Source organism: Bacillus cihuensis (genome assembly GCF_000504145.1).
Lineage (GTDB): Bacteria > Bacillota > Bacilli > Bacillales > DSM-1321 > Peribacillus > Peribacillus huizhouensis.
Map to the genome: position 1 here is coordinate 356,383 of NZ_KI632497.1, position 18,727 is coordinate 375,109.

Annotated in this window: 17 protein-coding genes; 7 read left to right on the forward strand and 10 right to left on the reverse strand. The window is 35.8% G+C overall.

Translation table 11 applies throughout. The annotated features are described in order from the left end of the window. Window positions 1–99 precede the first annotated feature (99 nt). Window positions 100–855 (forward strand): hypothetical protein, encoded by a 756-nt coding sequence (locus V179_RS0119945; RefSeq protein WP_034302064.1) that lies wholly within the window; start codon window positions 100–102, stop codon window positions 853–855. 32 nt (window positions 856–887) lie between these two features. On the opposite strand, the gene V179_RS0119950 is transcribed toward V179_RS0119945, so the two are convergent. From V179_RS0119950 to V179_RS0119965, 4 genes are all read right to left on the reverse strand, one after another. Beyond that, on the reverse strand, window positions 888–1,934 hold the full coding sequence (locus V179_RS0119950; protein ID WP_028393034.1) for a YkvI family membrane protein: 1,047 nt from the start codon (window positions 1,932–1,934) through the stop codon (window positions 888–890). Between the two features lie 656 nt (window positions 1,935–2,590). Next, window positions 2,591–4,285, reverse strand: coding sequence for a M3 family oligoendopeptidase (locus tag V179_RS0119955; protein WP_028393035.1), 1,695 nt, complete (start codon window positions 4,283–4,285; stop codon window positions 2,591–2,593). An 809-nt stretch (window positions 4,286–5,094) separates the two neighbouring features. Further along, window positions 5,095–5,511 (reverse strand): type II toxin-antitoxin system HicB family antitoxin, encoded by a 417-nt coding sequence (locus V179_RS28395; RefSeq protein ID WP_235179171.1) that lies wholly within the window; start codon window positions 5,509–5,511, stop codon window positions 5,095–5,097. A 211-nt stretch (window positions 5,512–5,722) separates the two neighbouring features. After that, window positions 5,723–6,157, reverse strand: a complete 435-nt coding sequence (locus V179_RS0119965; RefSeq protein ID WP_028393036.1) for a MarR family winged helix-turn-helix transcriptional regulator — start codon at window positions 6,155–6,157, stop codon at window positions 5,723–5,725. A 257-nt stretch (window positions 6,158–6,414) separates the two neighbouring features. On the opposite strand from V179_RS0119965, the gene V179_RS0119970 reads away from it, so the two are divergent. Together V179_RS0119970 and V179_RS0119975 are read left to right on the forward strand one after the other, a co-directional pair. Continuing rightward, on the forward strand, window positions 6,415–7,623 hold the full coding sequence (locus V179_RS0119970) for an MFS transporter (protein ID WP_028393037.1): 1,209 nt from the start codon (window positions 6,415–6,417) through the stop codon (window positions 7,621–7,623). Window positions 7,624–7,708: 85 nt separating this feature from the next. Next, complete coding sequence (locus V179_RS0119975) at window positions 7,709–8,437, forward strand: ZIP family metal transporter (protein ID WP_028393038.1); 729 nt, start codon at window positions 7,709–7,711, stop codon at window positions 8,435–8,437. Window positions 8,438–8,753: 316 nt separating this feature from the next. Here V179_RS0119975 and V179_RS29255 read toward each other — a convergent pair whose 3' ends face one another. Continuing rightward, window positions 8,754–8,987: an aspartyl-phosphate phosphatase Spo0E family protein gene (locus V179_RS29255; protein ID WP_051405055.1), complete on the reverse strand. Its 234-nt coding sequence runs from the start codon at window positions 8,985–8,987 to the stop codon at window positions 8,754–8,756. 335 nt (window positions 8,988–9,322) lie between these two features. On the opposite strand from V179_RS29255, the gene V179_RS0119985 reads away from it, so the two are divergent. Next, the gene (locus V179_RS0119985) at window positions 9,323–9,718 is read left to right on the forward strand and encodes a YkvA family protein (RefSeq protein WP_028393039.1); all 396 of its coding nucleotides are present in this window, start codon (window positions 9,323–9,325) and stop codon (window positions 9,716–9,718) included. 262 nt (window positions 9,719–9,980) lie between these two features. Here V179_RS0119985 and V179_RS32250 read toward each other — a convergent pair whose 3' ends face one another. Then, window positions 9,981–10,475: a methylated-DNA--[protein]-cysteine S-methyltransferase gene (locus V179_RS32250; protein WP_028393040.1), complete on the reverse strand. Its 495-nt coding sequence runs from the start codon at window positions 10,473–10,475 to the stop codon at window positions 9,981–9,983. 10 nt (window positions 10,476–10,485) lie between these two features. Continuing rightward, the gene (locus tag V179_RS0119995; RefSeq protein ID WP_028393041.1) at window positions 10,486–12,657 is read right to left on the reverse strand and encodes a PAS domain S-box protein; all 2,172 of its coding nucleotides are present in this window, start codon (window positions 12,655–12,657) and stop codon (window positions 10,486–10,488) included. A gap of 748 nt (window positions 12,658–13,405) precedes the next feature. Here V179_RS0119995 and V179_RS0120000 point away from each other — a divergent pair. Continuing rightward, window positions 13,406–14,449: an acyltransferase family protein gene (locus V179_RS0120000; protein WP_028393042.1), complete on the forward strand. Its 1,044-nt coding sequence runs from the start codon at window positions 13,406–13,408 to the stop codon at window positions 14,447–14,449. Window positions 14,450–14,582: 133 nt separating this feature from the next. Here V179_RS0120000 and V179_RS31120 read toward each other — a convergent pair whose 3' ends face one another. After that, the gene (locus V179_RS31120; RefSeq protein WP_154664020.1) at window positions 14,583–14,720 is read right to left on the reverse strand and encodes a hypothetical protein; all 138 of its coding nucleotides are present in this window, start codon (window positions 14,718–14,720) and stop codon (window positions 14,583–14,585) included. Beyond that, the gene (locus tag V179_RS31385; protein WP_182501347.1) at window positions 14,713–14,877 is read right to left on the reverse strand and encodes a hypothetical protein; all 165 of its coding nucleotides are present in this window, start codon (window positions 14,875–14,877) and stop codon (window positions 14,713–14,715) included. The genes V179_RS31120 and V179_RS31385 overlap by 8 nt, the downstream gene beginning before the upstream one ends. A 251-nt stretch (window positions 14,878–15,128) precedes the next feature. Here V179_RS31385 and V179_RS0120015 point away from each other — a divergent pair, with 251 nt between their 5' ends. Both V179_RS0120015 and V179_RS0120020 read left to right on the forward strand, forming a co-directional pair. Next, window positions 15,129–15,320: an alpha/beta-type small acid-soluble spore protein gene (locus V179_RS0120015; RefSeq protein ID WP_028393044.1), complete on the forward strand. Its 192-nt coding sequence runs from the start codon at window positions 15,129–15,131 to the stop codon at window positions 15,318–15,320. A gap of 390 nt (window positions 15,321–15,710) precedes the next feature. Continuing rightward, entirely contained in the window at window positions 15,711–16,895 is a 1,185-nt protein-coding gene (locus tag V179_RS0120020) for an FtsW/RodA/SpoVE family cell cycle protein (protein ID WP_034302205.1), read from the forward strand. Window positions 16,896–17,068: 173 nt separating this feature from the next. Here V179_RS0120020 and nhaC read toward each other — a convergent pair whose 3' ends face one another. Then, on the reverse strand, window positions 17,069–18,448 hold the full coding sequence (gene nhaC, locus V179_RS0120025) for a Na+/H+ antiporter NhaC (RefSeq protein ID WP_034302067.1): 1,380 nt from the start codon (window positions 18,446–18,448) through the stop codon (window positions 17,069–17,071). Window positions 18,449–18,727 lie beyond the last annotated feature (279 nt).

The following is an 18,727-nucleotide window of genomic DNA, read 5'->3' on the forward strand; positions in this document are numbered from 1 at the left end:
TAACATTGTAAAAGCATTTCTATACAATTCATGGTATAGTGAAATTACTTTTTATTCTAAAAAAAGTGGAAAACTCAAACAAGAAAGGAGATTATTGCAATGAACAAATGGAAATTAGTACTAGCCGGACTTACAGTTTCAGCTTTTGTACTAACAGGTTGTGGTACAGGCAATAATGATGAAAACGCTAAGGAACCTAAAGTAGAAAATCAAGAGGAAAATACAGAAACTACTGGAAATACACCTAACACCAACGAGAACAGCAGTGAGGTAAACAAAGAAAGCACCGAAAACACTGACTCAACTGATAATGGTACTTCATCTAAAGACAAGCCTACTAAGGAAGAGGAAGAAGCTACTGAGACTTCCACAACGGAGGAAAAAGGAGAAACAGCTCGTATTCTTGAACAACCTTTGAAATTTAAAGTAAATGGTGTGGAAAAAGAAGAAACGGCTTTCCTAAAAAACAGCGATAATCAACCATTCAGTTTGTATGTACTGCCTGAGTTTGAGCTAACTGCAGAAGAACCTAATAAGGATGTACTATTTTTGACTGGTCAAGATGAAGTTTTCATGCGGATTGAACACTATCCTGCTGACGTGAATTGGGATGAAATCGAAGCAGATGCCAAAACACAATTGACTGCCGTTTCAGAAACTATCACCCCAGTTGACGCTTCCCAACATTCTCTTGATAATGCAGTAGTTTATGAAGCAGTAAATGGAAATGACATTGTCAGTTCTGTTCTTTTCAAAGATGAAAAGAATCAATCTAAAATAACAATTTTTACAAATAAAGACCACGATTACAGAGATGCCTTCATTCAAATGGGTAAAACAATAATGAAAAAATAAAGCAAAAGCCATGATATAGGTGTATACCTGTTTCATGGCTTTTTTCTTATAGGATTTCGAAACCATACTAGTACTAAAAAAATTAAAGTGATGTAACCAAACAGCGGGTACAAATATCCTAATAATTGTCCATATTCAAACTTGCCTATCAGAGCAGAGAGAAGACAAATCACGATCATTACTAAAAATCCAGGCACTTTAATATATTTCTGAATTTGTTTTTGCAGTCCAAAAATATTACCAATGACAGAAGTAAATATCTCACCATAAATGACTAATACAAATAGCCAATGTAGATTGGCCGCTGCATTTTTCATTAATTCTGCTGATGGGATTGAATAATCCAATAAATCAGGCAACATCACAAGTGAGAAATGCCCCGTAAGCAATATTACAGTTAAAAAGAAACCACCAAGCATCGCTCCTCGCTTCAATACCTTTTCCTCACGAATTTCATAAGCTACTGGAACTAATACGGCGAGAGAGAGAGACAGATTAAAAGCTGAGTAAGCAAATGGTGACATGGCGATATCTAAGGTTTTTCTTCCTTCAGGAATTACTGTAAAAGCAGAAACAAACCCACCCTCGTTAATTGTAAGGATACATAATATTACACTAAAAAAAATCATCAATGGGACAACAAAGGAATTGACTGCGAACAGCCCTTTCATTCCTCCCATTAATACCATAGTAGCGAATAATATCGTTACAGTAACGCCGACATTCTTAGAAATACCTAGCTGTTCTTCAAATACTGCTCCTGCACCAGAAATCATGACTGCTGTAACCCCAATTAACATGAGCATAAATAACATATTGACGAATGCAGCAATTTTTTTCCCAAATAAAAACTGATTGAATTCTTCATATGTCGAAACAGCCGCTCGTGAAGATAATAACATGATTTTTGCACCAGTAAAAATAAAAATATATCCAGCTATCAATATGCCGAAAAAACCATACATCCCATATTGAGTGAAGAACTCAGCGATTTCCCTACCTGTGGCAAACCCTGCTCCGACAACTGTTCCCACATAAACCGCTGCTATCTGAAATGAACCTGTCCATCTTGAAACCATCCGCTCGCCTCCCCATTACAATATATATGTAAGGCAATGAGATTTAAGACAAGCAATAGCTCAAGTAATTGTCATTCTTATAAACAACTGCTCTTATTAGTTATCTTCTGAAACAAGAAAGGATGCCCCAATTCACAAAGGTTAGACCTATTTGGGACATCCTCATTTGTCAAAATCAATTTTTATCCCGCATTAACGGGCCGTTCCCCTTCCACCTCCAGGCTTAGAGGATTCGAAGAAGCGTAAGTGGAGATTAACTGCCTAATCTAGTTGCACTCCCTGTCCGTCTGAGGACTAAAGCTGTAAACAACGTATTCCATCTTATGCTTGTCGGACTTTCACAGGATATGATGGTGTCTAAGTTGCTCACAGGGCGTGAGCGATCTTAGTATTCGTTCCTTAAAGCAGTCATCTCGCTTTTGAAGTAAAAACCCGATTGGTGAGATTTAATGAAACTTACCCAGAGTTACACAGAGGTAAAGTTTGCGCATACAGGATGTGGGTCACTTAGACATGGCCGCAGGACGCGGCGTACTTAGTCTGAGTTCTTTAAACCTTTGTTCGCACTATCGATTGATCGAATTACTTGGCGACAGTAGAACTAGACTAACAACCAGTGGGGGATGAAGAAGACTCCCACTAATTCAAGTTTAACCTTATAGTTTACCATCATCAATTGATGTCAACCACTCATCGATGACAGAGACAACATTTTTGACGGTACCATCATTAAACGGTGAATCTAGATGTGCAGATGCAACGAGACCGAGAAATGATTGGCTACCTCCAAGCTTACAAAGGCTTAAATAATCATCCCATGCTTTCTTTTGATCTTCTCTGGATCGTTTCCAAAATTGGAAAGCGCATATTTGTGCTAACGTATAATCAATATAATAAAACGGAGAATTAAAAATATGACCTTGACGTTGCCAATATCCACCTTTTTCTAAAAATGCCACACCATCATAGTCACGATGCGGTAAATATTTTTTCTCTATCTCACGCCACGCTTTCTTTCGTTCAACTGGTGTTGCTTCAGGATTTTCATAGACATAATGCTGGAATTCATCTACTGCCACACCATACGGTAAGAAAGTGAGTGCGCCTGCCAAATGAGAGAATTTATACTTATCTGTATCTTCTTCAAAAAACAGCTCCATCCATGGCCACGTAAGGAACTCCATACTCATTGAATGAATTTCACATGCTTCATATGTAGGCCAGTAATACTCAGGGAGCTTCGAATTTCTGCTACTATACACTTGGAAAGCATGTCCCGCTTCATGAGTTAGAACGTCAATATCACCTGATGTGCCGTTAAAATTTGAAAAAATAAAAGGTGCCCGAAAATCCTCAATCATTGTGCAATATCCGCCACCAGCTTTTCCTTTTTTAGCAACGAGATCCATTAATCCAGTATCTAGCATATAATTAAAGAATTCTGCTGTCTCAGGAGATAGCTCACTATACATCTTCTTCCCATTCGCTACAATCCAAGCCGGATCTCCTTTAGGTACCGCGTTTCCGGTTTGAAATTCAAATCCCTCATCATAAAATTTTAACTCAGACACATTGATTCTTTGCTTTTGACGTTGTTTCAACTTACTTACAAGCGGCACGATATATTCTTCTACTTGTTTGCGGAAATTAGCAACCATTTCGGCATTATAGTCTGTTCTAGCCATACGATAATAACCAAGCTCAACAAAATTCTTATATCCAAGCTTTACTGCGATTTCGTGACGTACTTTAACGAGTTGGTCATAAATCTCGTCTAATTTCTTTTCATTTGCTTCAAAAAAACTAAAAAATGCTTCACTCGCATTTTTCCTCGTTACTCGCTCTTTCGATTCCGTAAATGGCTGAAGTTGAGCAAGTGTCCGTTCTTCTCCTTCAAATTCAATTTTTGCAGCAGCTAGTAATTGCGTATATTCGCTTGACAGCTTGTTTTCCTTCTGCAATAAAGGAATGATTTCTTGCGAGAAGGTTTTCAATTGAGCTTCCGCTAATGCAAACAACTGTGCACCGTACTCAGCTTCAAGTTCTTTACGATATTTAGCCTTCACAAGTTTGGCATAGTATTGAGATACTAAATCTTCAATTTCTGGTGATAGTTCATCAAGATATTCATTCTCTAATTTATAAAATTCATCGTTTGTATCAATCGAATGACGAATGGAACAAATCGTTAACATAGTTCCTACGTTATTTCTTAAGCGAGTAATTTCGTCAATCGCTTCTATTTGTCTCGCCGCATTTTCAGCTGTCTCAAACTTCTCCAAAAGACTTGTGAATTCTCGTTTCACTTCTTCTAAATTAGGCCGTATATACTCATATTGTTCGAACTTCAATGAAAACACTTCCTTTTTATTAAAATAAGGTTTGATTGAACTATTGAACTTGCTACATCCACCTTAACTTTCTTTTCTCGATACGTCATCTAAACTCCTTCTTAATCTGATTTATTTTATCCCGCTTTAACAGGCAATATGACCCCCACCTCAAGGCTGGGAGGAATCGAGGAAGCGTAGGGGGTTAACTGCCCGTAAAAGCCCGATTGGTGAAATACAGTAAAACTTACCTTTGTAGTCATTAAAGGTAAGTTTGTGCCCACAGGATGTGGGTCACACAGACGAAGACATGAGGACGCGGCGTACTTAGTCTATGATTCATTACACTGATTGAAGTTTTTACTTTAACTAAAAGGGAGTTGTCGTTATCCTTTTATGAAAAGGCTGTTTTTGCATACTTTGTTGCTTTTCAATTATATGTACACTACAACCTCGATTGATTTCCGGTGGCAAGAACTCGCTTTCCGCGGGGGGCTCCCTCAACACGCTCCTCTAAGCAGGAGTCTCTCATTTCAGCTCCAATCAACATCTGCTCGAATTGGTTTCTTGCTAATAACAACAATCTTTACGAAAAGAGGCTTCTTTAATGGAGGCTCTTTTAATCTTTAATGTTAATTATTGCATAAAAATTAACGTCCCGTTGAAGATTTATTAGTTTAATCCTTCTTTCGCTTTAGAATTACATCTTCAACAAATTGATTAAATTTTTCCTCAGCTTCAGTGCTTAATTTGACTGTAAAAAGTAAAGGATAATCAGGATTTTTTTTGCAGTAGGAATCAAAAATTTCAATTTCATCCTCAGAACAATTCTAAAAAAAAATGTCCCACGTCCCTAGTTCATTTTTATACCCAATAGCTTCTATAAAATCATCATTTTCTTCGACGTAATAGCAAATATGCCAATGGCGATCTTTTAAATGCTCCTCTATTTCTTCGGCATACGGTTCGAACGATGTCTCTACCTCGATTAATTCCATCCCTTGGGAACATTGGTTCCTTTGAATAGGAATAGGATCAGGAAGTTCTTCATTATCATATAAGATTCCTGCCAAAGAGTATGCCAAATCCTTTTTTGCACTTTTTATCGCTTTAAGTTTTGTTTCCCCTCGTGTTAACGGAAAGTCCCATCCAGATTCAGGAAACAGAGTGGGGAAATAAACACAAAATATTCCTTCATCGTCCTGTTGTATGAATGCTGGATAAACTAATTTATCGGAATTTATCATAGCCACCCATCCTTCCTTATAACGACTACATATTACTAAGTTTTCGGGGAAGTTTAAAATATCAACATTTACCTTTAACAGAGCCTTTATGAAAAAAAGCCGTTCAACCCTTTGATGGATGAACAGCAAGCGGTCATATACTATTTTATCACTAAGTATCTAAAAGTACCGATTTGGGCTTACTCGTATGAAACCATGGTTTCACAAATCTTCACTTTACATTTAAGCCTATTTTTTTTATGAACTCGATGGCCATTTGCTTCTCTTCTGGCGTAAGAATATTCATAATTTCATCAATTTGTTCTTCATGTTCTGGAAACACCTTTTCAATAAATTGTTTCCCTTCTTCAGTAATCCTTGCATAAGTAACTCTTCGATCCTCTTTACAAGCAACTCGCTGTAGGTAATTCTTCTTCTCCAGCTTATCTACTACATAAGTAATGCTACCACTAGCAAGAAGTATTTTCCCGCCAATTTGCTGCAAAGGTTGTTCTCCTTTATGATATAACAGTTCCAACACGGCAAATTCAGTTGGATTTAATCCTTGTTCAGCAATAAATTTATTAACAACATCATTGATGGAACGATGTGCTCTAGATAATACAATGAACAGCTTAAGTGATTGCTGCACGCTATTATTTTCCATTTTATTCACAACCTTAATATACAAAATTTAAATATCTCGAATTAAGGCTATTATAAAAAATAAACACCCTTTTGTCAATTTTCCACGTTAAGTTTAATTTAACTGTTTCCAAATCAAGTTTACTATACTAAAATTTATACGTTGTAATAATGCAAAGAGTACTCAGGAAGAAAATATCAAGCTCCTTGTTCTGTATACAGTATGACCTGATGAAAGACTATATATATACATATTAATTTTGATAAGGAAGTGGTATTATGACCTCAATTTCACTCAAGGTTGACAAGCAATTACCAAATTCCAATACTGCTTATTGGGTATTGATTCTCATGGGATTTTGCCATTTATTAAATGATTCCCTTCAGGCTGTTGTACCAGCCATGTTCCCAACACTAGAAAAATCCATGCATTTGAGCTACACACAGCTTGGAATGGTTGCCTTCGCTCTAAATATCGTCGCTTCCTTAATGCAGCCTGCAATTGGTTGGTATGCTGATAAGAAACCACTTCCCTTCGCATTACCTATTGGTTTAACGAGCACACTTATCGGGATTGGTTTGCTCGCTCTTTCACCTACTTATGAGATGATCATTTTTTCTGTTATCTTAATCGGCATTGGTTCTGCAATCTTTCATCCAGAAGGATCAAGAGTAGCTTTTATGGCTGGAGGCCCGAAAAGAGGGCTTGCTCAATCGATTTATCAGGTAGGAGGAAATACCGGCCAAGCACTTGCACCACTTATTTCTGCACTGATCTTTCTCCCATTCGGGCAAAGAGGCGCTCTTTGGTTTGTACCTGTTGCATTCTGTGCAGTTCTTATTCTCATATATATTGCCAGATGGTATAAGTCAAGATTAGATGATTATCCTCTTCCAAGGAAAAAGGCGCATGAAAATGCAGGTAAGGTTCATGGGAAAGCAGTAGTCGCACTAGGGATTGTATTGTTTATCATTTTCGCACGTTCGTGGTATATATCATGTATGACGAATTTCTATGCATTTTTTCTAATAAACGATTATTTATTTTCAATCCGATCGTCACAAATTTTCATTTTTGCATTTTTGGCAGCCGGTGCATTTGGAACATTTTTCGGGGGACCTTTGGCAGACCGGTACGGAAGAAAAAATATCATCTTGTTTTCGGTAGCTGGAAGCGCACCGCTGACTATTCTCCTACCATTTGTCCCAGCATATGTAGCCATTATTCTACTTTTAATTGCTGGATTTATCATCATGACTAGTTTCTCAGTAACCGTTATCTATGCTCAAGAACTATTCCCTGGCAAGGTTGGAACAATGGCAGGCTTAACGGTAGGATTCGCCTTTGGTATGGGGGCAATTGGCTCTGTTGCATTTGGGTACTTAGCAGATTTGATTAGTATTGGAACGACCATTAAATTGGCCGGATTCTTGCCACTTCTTGGTTTACTTGGAATATGGCTACCGAATGATATGCAACAAAAATAGTGTATTCTTTAATTATGTTTGAATGTACGAATTAATAGAGCGAATATTTTTACAGCAGTTTTTAACTAAAGAAAAGGGGTTCACTATGAGTGAAGTACTACTTGGCAGCATTCTATCTGCCATGTCGACTGGAGCAGGTGCATTGCTTATCCTATTCATGCGTGGTACATTAACACACCGACTTCGCGATAACTTATTAGCGTTTACAGCAGGGATCATGATGGCCGCATCCCTTTTGAGTCTAATTCCAGAATCATTGGCATCAGGCGGATATATCCAGCTTGTCGTTGGAATTTTCTTCGGAGTGTTGATTTTAACATTATTGGAAAAAAACATTCCCCATATTGATATTGACCATGCAATAAAAGGAATTGAGTTTGATGAAAAAGCATTATTAATCATTACTGCCATCACATTACATAATATCCCAGAAGGTCTTTCTGTCGGTGTGAGCTATGCCTCTGATACTGAAGGAACAGGCAATCTTATTGCCTTTGCCATTGGTTTGCAAAATGCTCCGGAAGGCCTTCTAGTTGCATTATTCTTAGTCAATCAACGTATTAGTAAATTTAAAGCATTTATTGTAGCGACCTTGACTGGTGCGATTGAGATTATTACCGCACTGCTCGGCTTCTACCTTACCTCTTACATTGGATTTCTTGTATCGTATGGATTGGCCTTTGCTGCCGGCGCCATGTTATTCATCGTTTATAAAGAATTAATACCCGAAAGCCATGGAGACGGCAACGAGCGCACATCAACGTATTCCTTTATTGTTGGACTTTTATTTATGATCCTTCTTCTAAATATGTAGATGAATTCGATTCTATTACGCTTAGAAAAATCCGACTCATTATTTGACAGTAATTAGGATGTACCTTGTTAAAAATACTTACTCTAGCATTGTGATGCATCCTATTAAAAAGCTGTTTTCACTGGATGAATACATTCTGAAAACAGCTTTTTTTATCTTCGTTGTAAACTATGATTTTTCTACTATTTTTGAGATAGAATTCAAGGTGAGAGACATCTTAGATGATTGGATAATAGTTCGATTAATCTGGCAATTATGCGATGTTTATACTTGCGAAGTTTTTAGGTTATGTAGTACTCACAACTGGATGCTGAGATTAGCTTAGGTAAGAAAATGGTTGTTGAACAATCATAATCATATTGTTCACGTTAAACTTTTCTTCAAAAACATGGTTTTTCTGCACATAACTATATTCATTTATTAACACATCAAGCTCTTGACTGGAACGAATCGTAAGTTCATCTGTCATTCCGTACATTTCTGCTAATTGAAGCATTTCGATTCTCTTCTCTTGAATTTCATTAAACATTTTTACTGCACTGGGTTTCATGATTACTTCAGCTTCCTCCTGCCAAGTTAATAGTTGAATACTAATGGATTATTACAAATTTTTCATAGTCTGTAAATAGATTCGCAAAAAAAGACAAAACCTTTTATATTTTTACATCGGAATTCAAATAGTGGTGAAAGAATCGTTATTGGTTAATAGATATCTATTTATTAAGGGTGTACAGAGTCAATCCCTGGGTAGATTATAATGTAGAAGAGTTTTTTAAGAGGAATTTCCCGTTTACATTTTGGGGTATATGACATACACCGTAGTTGCGCTTTAATTTGATTCATAATGGGTAGAGTAGGTATAGAAAAGTGAATGGAGGTAGGATTATGTTTCTAAACAAGAAATTTCAAAAAGGCTTATCATTATTTAAAAAAGAGGCGCAACATTATTCAACTAATAAGCAAGATGCTGGAAAATTATTAGGAAAAGCAGGTTTGAAAGCAAAAAAAAATGAATCAACGCTGAAAGAAGTTTGGACCAACCTTCAAACGCTGTTTCAAATGATAAAAGCTTGGATCTCCGGTGATTATCAGCAAATCCCAACCCGTACTTTACTCATCATATTTGCTGCGATTACCTATTTCGTTTCGCCGATTGATCTCATACCTGACTTTCTATTTGGGTTCGGTTTGCTCGATGATGTAGCAGTACTTACCTTCGCTTTTAAACAAATTGAACATGATTTAGAAGTCTTTAAAGTATGGAAACAAAATGTAGAATGATTGGATAAAGTGAAACTTCAATCATTAGAGGTCTTCTTCATCCCCCAATGGTTGTTAGTCGCGTTCTACTGTCTTCGTCTGTGTGACCTACATCATGTGGGCACAAACTTACCTTTGAAAACCACAAAGGCAAATTTCACTGTATCTTACTATTCGAACATTATCAGGCAGTTATCCCTACCTTACGCTCCTTCGGATTCCTATAAGCCTTGGGGTTAGGGTCTTGCTGCCCGTTTATGCGGGATAATCAATAACGAAAAGCCTATTGAGTGATACGTTCTCCTTTAAGCAATAATTCTTTAATATGTATTCGGCTGCCCGCGTATCCTGTTAAGGTTCCATTTTTCCCGACTACTCGATGACAAGGAATAATAAATGGAAGAGGATTCGCGCGGCTTGCTTGACCAACTGCTCTAACTGCATTCGGCCTGTTAATCGCTACAGCGATTTCACTATAAGTCCTCGTTTCCCCCCTAGGAATTCTACTGATTTCCTCCCATACTTTTCGTTGGAACTCTGTACCACTCAATATACATACTTCAGGAAAGTCAACTACTTCTCCACTCAAATATGCAGTTAACATAGGAAGAATCCTAGTGAATACGAAATGTTCCTTATCAAAGATTACGTCCAATTTCTTACTTCTCTTTTTAAAATCATCTTCTCCAAATGAGATACTGACAAGTTGCTCCTCATTCGCAAGTAAATATAAGTCACCAGCGAATGGATGATGATAGTTGGTATAATAGTATGTCATAATTCTAGCTTTAACCCTCTCTTGGAATCGGTAGAAAGATATGGAATGTCGCTCCTTTTTCTGCTTCACTTTCTACTTCGATATAACCTTTATGCTCTTCAATAATTTTATAACTAACCATCAATCCAAGTCCAGTTCCTCGTTCTTTCGTTGTATAAAATGGTTCCCCGAGCCTTCTTAGCTTTTCTTCTGTAATTCCAGGACCATGATCTATAATGGAGATTTTTACAAATGAATCATTAATTCGTTCCGTATTAATGATTACGAAACTACCATCATTCGATACTTCAATCGCATTTTTGATAATATTGATGAGCACTTGCTTTAACTGATTTCCTTCACAAAAAACGTCACAATTATCCTTCGTGAGATTCCGTTTAAGTTGAATATTATTAAGCATGGCTTGTGCCTCAAGAAAATCTGCTGTTTCTTTTACAATCACATTTACATCTTGGTTAGAGTATTTTAGCGCCTGTGGCTTGGCTAAGAATAAAAACTCCGTTATAATCGTTTCTATACGCTGTAGCTCTGAAGTAATCACATTAAAATAGGTCGTATAGTCCTCTTTCACACTATTTTGCAGTAATTGAATGAAGCCTTTTATAGCTGTCATAGGGTTGCGAATTTCATGTGCAATGCCAGCTGCTAGTTCTCCTACAACATGTAGGGTATCTGATTTGCGAATTTGCTCTTCCATTGCCAGTTTTTCTGTGACATCTCGAATAATTGTAAAATTCGTGCCAACGTATAAGTTTTCTCGTGTAGCAAATTCGATATGCTTTACCTCGCCATTTTCAAAAGGAATCGCAATGGTTGATATTTCAGATTCACTTTGTATGGCAAGTTCAATATGCTCATGTAATAAATTAATTAATTCTTTTTGAGTGTTTGGTATGTTTATTCTTTCAAATGAGCTAAGAGAACCGTTCTTAACAACTCCGAGTATTTTAGTTCCTGCATGATTAATATCAATAATACGGTCATTTGTCCAAAGGATCATACCGTCTAACGATCCTTCAAAGATTTTTCTAAACTTCCATTCACTTTTCCTTAACTCTGTTTCAATCAGCCATCTCTCACTAACATTACGAAAGATTGTTAAGTTATATCCTTCAGCATGATGTTTTTTTCCGGTAAATTCTAATAATTTTATCTGACCATTTGGCATTTTAAAAAATAGCTCTTCTCGAATTTCTCCTCTTTCTTCGAATTTATTAATTACAGTCTTAAAGTTTTGGTGATTTTTGTATACATAGCTGCCAATTATGCTACCAATTAGTTCATCGTGAGTAGATTCGAAAATTTTACAAGCTGCTTCATTCGCTTGGAATATGGTTCCATCTTCTTTCCAAAATAGAATCGCGTCCATTGAATGGTCGAACAGCTCTGCGAAGACCTTTTCACTTTTCTCAGCTCTTTTTTTCATCACCATTCCTTCTGACATATTTCTTAAAATTGACATATACAGATTATTTTGTTTATTCGTGCTCGTTATATATTTGAATAGAGTGAATTCGTCATCTGAAAACATTTCCACCTCCCCACTAAAGGACCCATATAGGTTCACTTTCTCAATCCCTTCTTGCCAATTAAGTAAGTGTTTAGGCGATATAATACCTCGAATGTTATCACCAATAATATCCTTTTTTCGCTTACCAAGCATTTTACAAAAAGAATCATTCGCATCCATAATAATTCCGTTTTTATCATAAATGATGATGCTATCCACGGCATATTTAAAAACATCCAAAAATAATTGCATGGGAACAATAGGCTTATCACTTAATATTGACAGGCTTGTAACATCTTGTAGCTTCAAAATGCGGAGACCAACCCTATTGGAGCTAGTTTCTTGATATTCAATATGTTTGATCTCTCCTTTTTTTAATTGAATAATCCACAGATTTCTATGCTTGAGGATTTGAATTGTCGTGATATAAGGTAGATAAATCTTTTGTGAGTCATTTAATACCCTACCAAAAAGAAATTCTTCTGAAGATAGCCCAAATAAGCTACAAGCAGACTGATTCGCATAAGTTATTTCATTTTCAGAGTTTAGCATTATATATGCGTCAGACAATGAATCGAATAACTCTTTAAAATCATCTATTCGACGGTTTAATTGATCAATCTCCTTTTGATAGATTGATATATCCTGTTGTGAAGGATTTACATTTTTCATTCTGTAACGGGTTAATATCTCAACTTCGTTATTTTTTCAAGTCAAAATACCGCCCTTCTCTCCTTTCATTTCAAAAATTTAAGAACATCGACTTACTGCTTAAGTCCTTATACTTCTATAAATGATATTTTGTAAAACAAAATTCATTAATGTCTAGAAATCACATTTTTTTGTAATATCAAATTACTAAACTATTCAGAATACCAAGTATGAAAATATCCAAAGTAAATATATTTTTCTTTAGTTGATATAGGTATATGCAATAAAGTGAAGCTTCCAGCAGTGAGGAGTTCCTTCATCCCCCTCCTACCTTCTATGCACCTCATAATCTTGAGGTGGGGTCTTACTGCCCGTTAATGCGGGATAAAAATCCATGAAAAGGTATCTATTTTCTATTAATTTCTGGAAAATTGGGCAATTACATTCTTATACATATTAACATTATTTCGCTAATTCTCCTGACTTTTTTAGAATTTTCTCTTTAAAAGTCAGATAATTCCGATTATATTAATATTTTTTTATTAAAAAATTTAAGGTATAATGATTTTCGTTCATAAAAAGTGGGTATATAAGAAAAGTAACTTTTTCTTGGAAAAGGGCGAGGGCTCGCAAATTAGCTCCGCACCATCACTTTCATAAGTTGATATAGTTTAACTTCAACCTTGATCACCGTTGGTTTTTAGAGCAAACGCTCATAGACGTTCGTTTTTTGCTCATTTAAGGAGATATATTGAATGGAGGCCACTCTATGACAAAAAGAAATTTTTATTTTGATAATGCGAAATTCATTTTGATAGCGTTTGTCGTATTCGGTCATCTCTTAAACAGTTATATTCAAGGCAGCGAAGAAATAAATGCTCTCTATAAAACAATTTATTCGTTCCATATGCCAGCTTTTATTCTAGTTTCTGGTTTTTTCGCAAAAGGATTTTATCAAAAAGGATATATCGCTAAAATTACAAAGAAGCTGATTATTCCATACCTAATTTTTCAAGTCATCTATTCGATTTTCTATTTTTTTCTATATGACAAATCGACTTTAAATGTAGATCTTCTCAATCCACATTGGTCACTTTGGTTTTTAATTAGCTTATTTTTCTGGAATATCATGTTACTTGGCTTTGCAAAATTGAAGCCCTTAACTGGAATTGCAGTTGCATTGGGAATTACATTGCTCGTAGGCTATGTAGATATAGTTAATAATTTCTTAAGTTTATCAAGGACTTTTGTATTTTTCCCTCTGTTCCTTATTGGATACCATCTGAAGAAGGAGCATTTGGTCAAGCTGTTCAATCCAAAAATTCGTTTAGGTGCAACAATCATTATGGTTATTGTATTTATTGGCTTTTATTTATTTCCAGACATTAACTATAAATGGCTTCTTGGATCTAAACCATATTCTGAATTAGAAACAGCAAGTATCATTTCGATGTTCAAAAGATTAGGTTTCTATGCTTTAAGTTTACTCATGGTTTTTAGTTTTCTTTCTTTAATTCCACGAGAAAGACACTTCTTTACCAAATGGGGAGAGCAAACACTATATGTTTATTTACTGCACGGTTTTATCATACGTACCTTTAGAGAAAGCAGTATGAAAGGTTATTTTACTGATGTTGAAAACTATATCATGCTTGCAGGAATTTCCTTTTTAATAACCGTACTTTTATCAAGCCAGTTTATCACGTCACTTGCCCAACCAATTATCGAAATAAAAACAACACAATTTGCAAACTTAATCAAGAAATTTTCTTTGTACTTCAAACTTTATAAAAAACGCTGGCAAGATCAATAAAAAATGGAGAAATGGGGTAGAACCCATTTCTCCAGTGTGATACTTATTTGAACTGTTTTGTAATGCTAAAATTTCTTTCGTTTTGGTATTTATGGTGTTCTCTTGTTCATAATCACCGGCAAATTTCCGGTGATTATTTCTTTTTATGCTTGGTTGAAGACAAAACGTCATAAATTTTTGCTGCATTCAAATCACTTGTAAATTCCGTTCCGAATTCTTCGCGAACATGGATTTTAGACTTATCATTTTTTTTAGCCTTTTGATTATTCATGTGTTTTCCCTTTTCTCCCCTGCTTTGAATTACGATTTGCACCCTTCATCATATCTTCATCCATTGCAAATTCATTTGCATATTCATTTTCTGCCTGATTTCGTTTTGGCGTCTTGCTCGTTTTCAGAGCACCATCTACATTTGCTTTTCGTTTCACTATTCATTCACCATCCTTATCCAAACTAGCTTGCTTGTTAGGATGGGGTAATTTCTTTCAATTTTATTCAGCTTAGCAATGCTGAATCCGAAAAAGCTGACGTAAATGAATTGACATCCATTCCAACTTCAACCTTACAAACCATTATTGATGTACTTTACCAGAACATTTCATTAATAATAACAAGTGATTATCCCATAATACTAATACAGTGGTTAACCACCACTGAAAAAAAGTAAGGGGCGATTATAATGGCAAACAACAGTAATAACTTATTAGTACCTGGAATTGAACAAGCACTTGACCAAATCAAATATGAAATCGCACAAGAATTCGGAGTGCATTTAGGTGCTGAATCTACATCACGCTCAAACGGATCTGTCGGTGGAGAAATAACAAAACGACTTGTGCAACAAGCTCAATCTCAACTTCAAGGTAGATAATAAAACTAAAACTGAATATGTAATGGATTTAAGAACAATTACATGCACTATAGCATGAGTCAAAAAACATAGGATGACTTCAAAGCGCAATTCTCCAACATTCGGAGAGTTGCCGATTGGAGTCATCCTCTTTCTTTTTATGTTGTTTCTTCGCTTCTCGAAAAAATATCAGAATATTTAAATAATTACAGATACATAAAGGATTATTCTTGTTTACTATCGAATGTTAAAAAGAAAATAAAAATATTTCGAAATGAATACACATCATTAATTATTAGCAACGAGTGGTAGTATCATGATATGATAATATCATTCTTCCTACTTGATTTTCCGTTACCAAATAATCGGAAAAAAACAGATAGCTTATATGTATCAGAGGTGAACACACAATTGAAAAGAATATTAAAAGCTTATGATTACCCCACCTTCATCGCCATTGTGTTACTCTGCTTATTCGGTTTGGTCATGGTATACAGCTCGAGCATGATTGCAGCAGTAGCAAGATGGGATTATGACATCGATCATTTTTATCAAAATCAAAAAAAAGCGATGCTACTATCATTCTGCGCTATGTTTTTTATGATGATCTTTCCTTACAAATTTTTTCAGAATAAAAAATTCTTAATCATTATTATGTTTGGAATAACTGGATTACTTATCTTCACTTATTTATATGGACATACAGCTGGGAATGCTCAAAGCTGGCTTAAAATTGGCGGATTTTCCATCCAACCCGCTGAATTTTCTAAATTAGCTTTAATTATTTACTTAGCTGCCATTTATGGCAAAAGGCAGGACCGGATCAATAATTTGGATAAAGCAGTTATGCCACCCATTATTTTTCTTGTCACAATTTGCTTACTTATTGGAATACAACCTGATTACGGTACTGCAGCCATTGTATTCTTGATTTCTGCATCTATTGTTATATCATCAGGAATGACCTTTAAAGGGCTTGTAAAATTATTCTCTGTTTTTCTAATGGTCGGTTGTGTAGCTATTGCCGGATTTTTTGTGACAGGTAATATTTCAAAGATTTTTTCTGCTAATAAAATGGCCCGTGTTACAGGTTTTTCAGATCCTTTTCATGCAGGGGATTCTGGTCTTCAGTTAGCAAACTCATTACTTGCCATCGGCAATGGAGGCTTGACCGGAGTTGGATTGGGAGAAAGCACTCAGAAATATGGCTATTTACCTGAAAGTCATACCGACTTTATCATGGCCATTATCGCAGAAGAGCTTGGCTTTTTTGGAGTAGCTTTCGTACTATTTACTTTAGGCTTTATCGTATTAAGGGGATTCATTCTTTCCGCTAAATGCGATGATCCATTTGGTAGTCTACTACTTATTGGAATTTCCTCGATGATTGGGATTCAAGTATTTATCAATGTTGGCGGAGTTACCGGACTCATCCCGATTACTGGAATAACCTTACCCTTTGTAAGTTATGGAGGATCCTCACTCTTACTATTAATGACTTCTATTGGGATATATCAGAATGTTATTATGCGCATGAATCTTAAGGCACAAAAAGAAGCTGAGGAGCCCGTCATTCAAGGACTTCACATCCACTAAATAATTAAAAACCGCTGTTAATATTTTAACAGCGGTTTTAATTATTTGTTTTTGTCATTTGAATCTAGTGATTTTTTACATATACACTGTATTTAATACTTCTTTTGAAGGACTTTTCTCTACCTATCATACTTCATTTTCTCATCTATATTTTAGTCAATTACCTAAAACCCTCATTTAAAGTGCAACCCGATTTTTGTCCAACCGCTAAGTAAACTTAACAGAGGGCAAAGAATACAAAATAAAGCAAATGGTGCATATTCAACAGTCGTAACGCCAAGTACTTGGGTAAGAAATACTCCACAGACTCCCCAAGGAACAAGTGGATTTACTACAGTTCCTGAATCTTCTAACACTCTCGCCAATGACTTTGCTTTCAATCCCATTTGATTGTATTCCTGCTGAAACGTTTTTCCCGGTAAAAGAATCGATAAATATTGTTCACCCGCAAGAAAATTCACGCCAACTCCTGTCAAAACAGTAGCCGAAACTAAACGTCTAACGTTCGTCATTGTTTTCTTAACAGCTTCTAAAATACCAGGGATAATACCTAATTCGAAAAGTAAGCCGCCCATTCCAAGGGCCAAAATTACAAGTGAAATGGAAAACATCATACTCGTAATTCCCCCTCTTGAAACAATTGAATCGAGTTGCTCTACTCCACTATTTAACGTAAATCCAGAGTATAAAATGTCAGACATCGCTTTTACAGTCACATTAGGTGAAGTAAAAAACGTAATAATTATTGACGTAATAATTCCAGCAGACAATGTTGGAATAGCGGAAACTTTTTTCAATGCTAGACCGCCAACAATAACGAATGGTAGCAAACTCCATAAACTTATTGTCGTGTGTGTAGATAATGCAGATACCATCTCATCCATTTCTTTTACACTTGTTACATTCGTGTTTGGAGAAAGTATGAAAAACACTATCAAACTAATCAAAAATGCAGGAATAGTTGTCCATAACATATTTCGAATATGCTCAAATAAGGGAACCCCCACAGTTTCAGATGCAAGATTGGTTGTATCGGATAGCGGAGACATTTTATCACCAAAGAATGCTCCAGAAATAATTGCACCAGCTGTAATTGCCAATGAAAAATCAAGCGCAGTTGCCATTCCAATAAAAGCAACACCCACAGTGGCAGAAGTTGTTAACGAGCTGCCAATACATAAACCAATTAATGAAGTAGATAAAAAAACTATAGCATAAAAGGAGCTGCCTGAAATATATTCAAAGCCATAAAACATAAGCGTCGGAATAGTCCCACTCGCCATCCAACTCGAAATTAACATCCCAATAAAAAAGAAAATATAAATGGCACCCAACCCAGGAGCTGCGCCTTTTATCATAGCTTTTTCTATTATCGAAAAAGATAGACCTTTCATTCTTCCATAAATAATTAATACGAGTATGGCACCAAGTATCGGCATATGGGGCGTCATTTCAAAATGAATAATTCCAACCCCAATGATAGTCAATGAGATGGCTAGTATGACCAACGCTTCACCCAATGACAACTTTAATTTCACATTCTTAACATCCACCTATTTTCCCCTCTTTCATGTTGTAAAAGACTGCCTAGTTGCAAATGTAGAAAATTATCTGTCTTTTTTACTTAAACGCTTTTAAGCGATAAAGCATACAGATAAATTTAAGCCAATATTATAGAATTGTCAATCCTTTTTTACGTATAGTAATTATTTCCGCCTTTGATCCGTCTCCCTTTTCTTAATTTTTGGCTATGTTAATTGGTGATTTTGGCACTATGTTGATTGGAGCAAACGCCATTCTTTTCAATCAACAGGCAAGTTTAGCAGGACCTA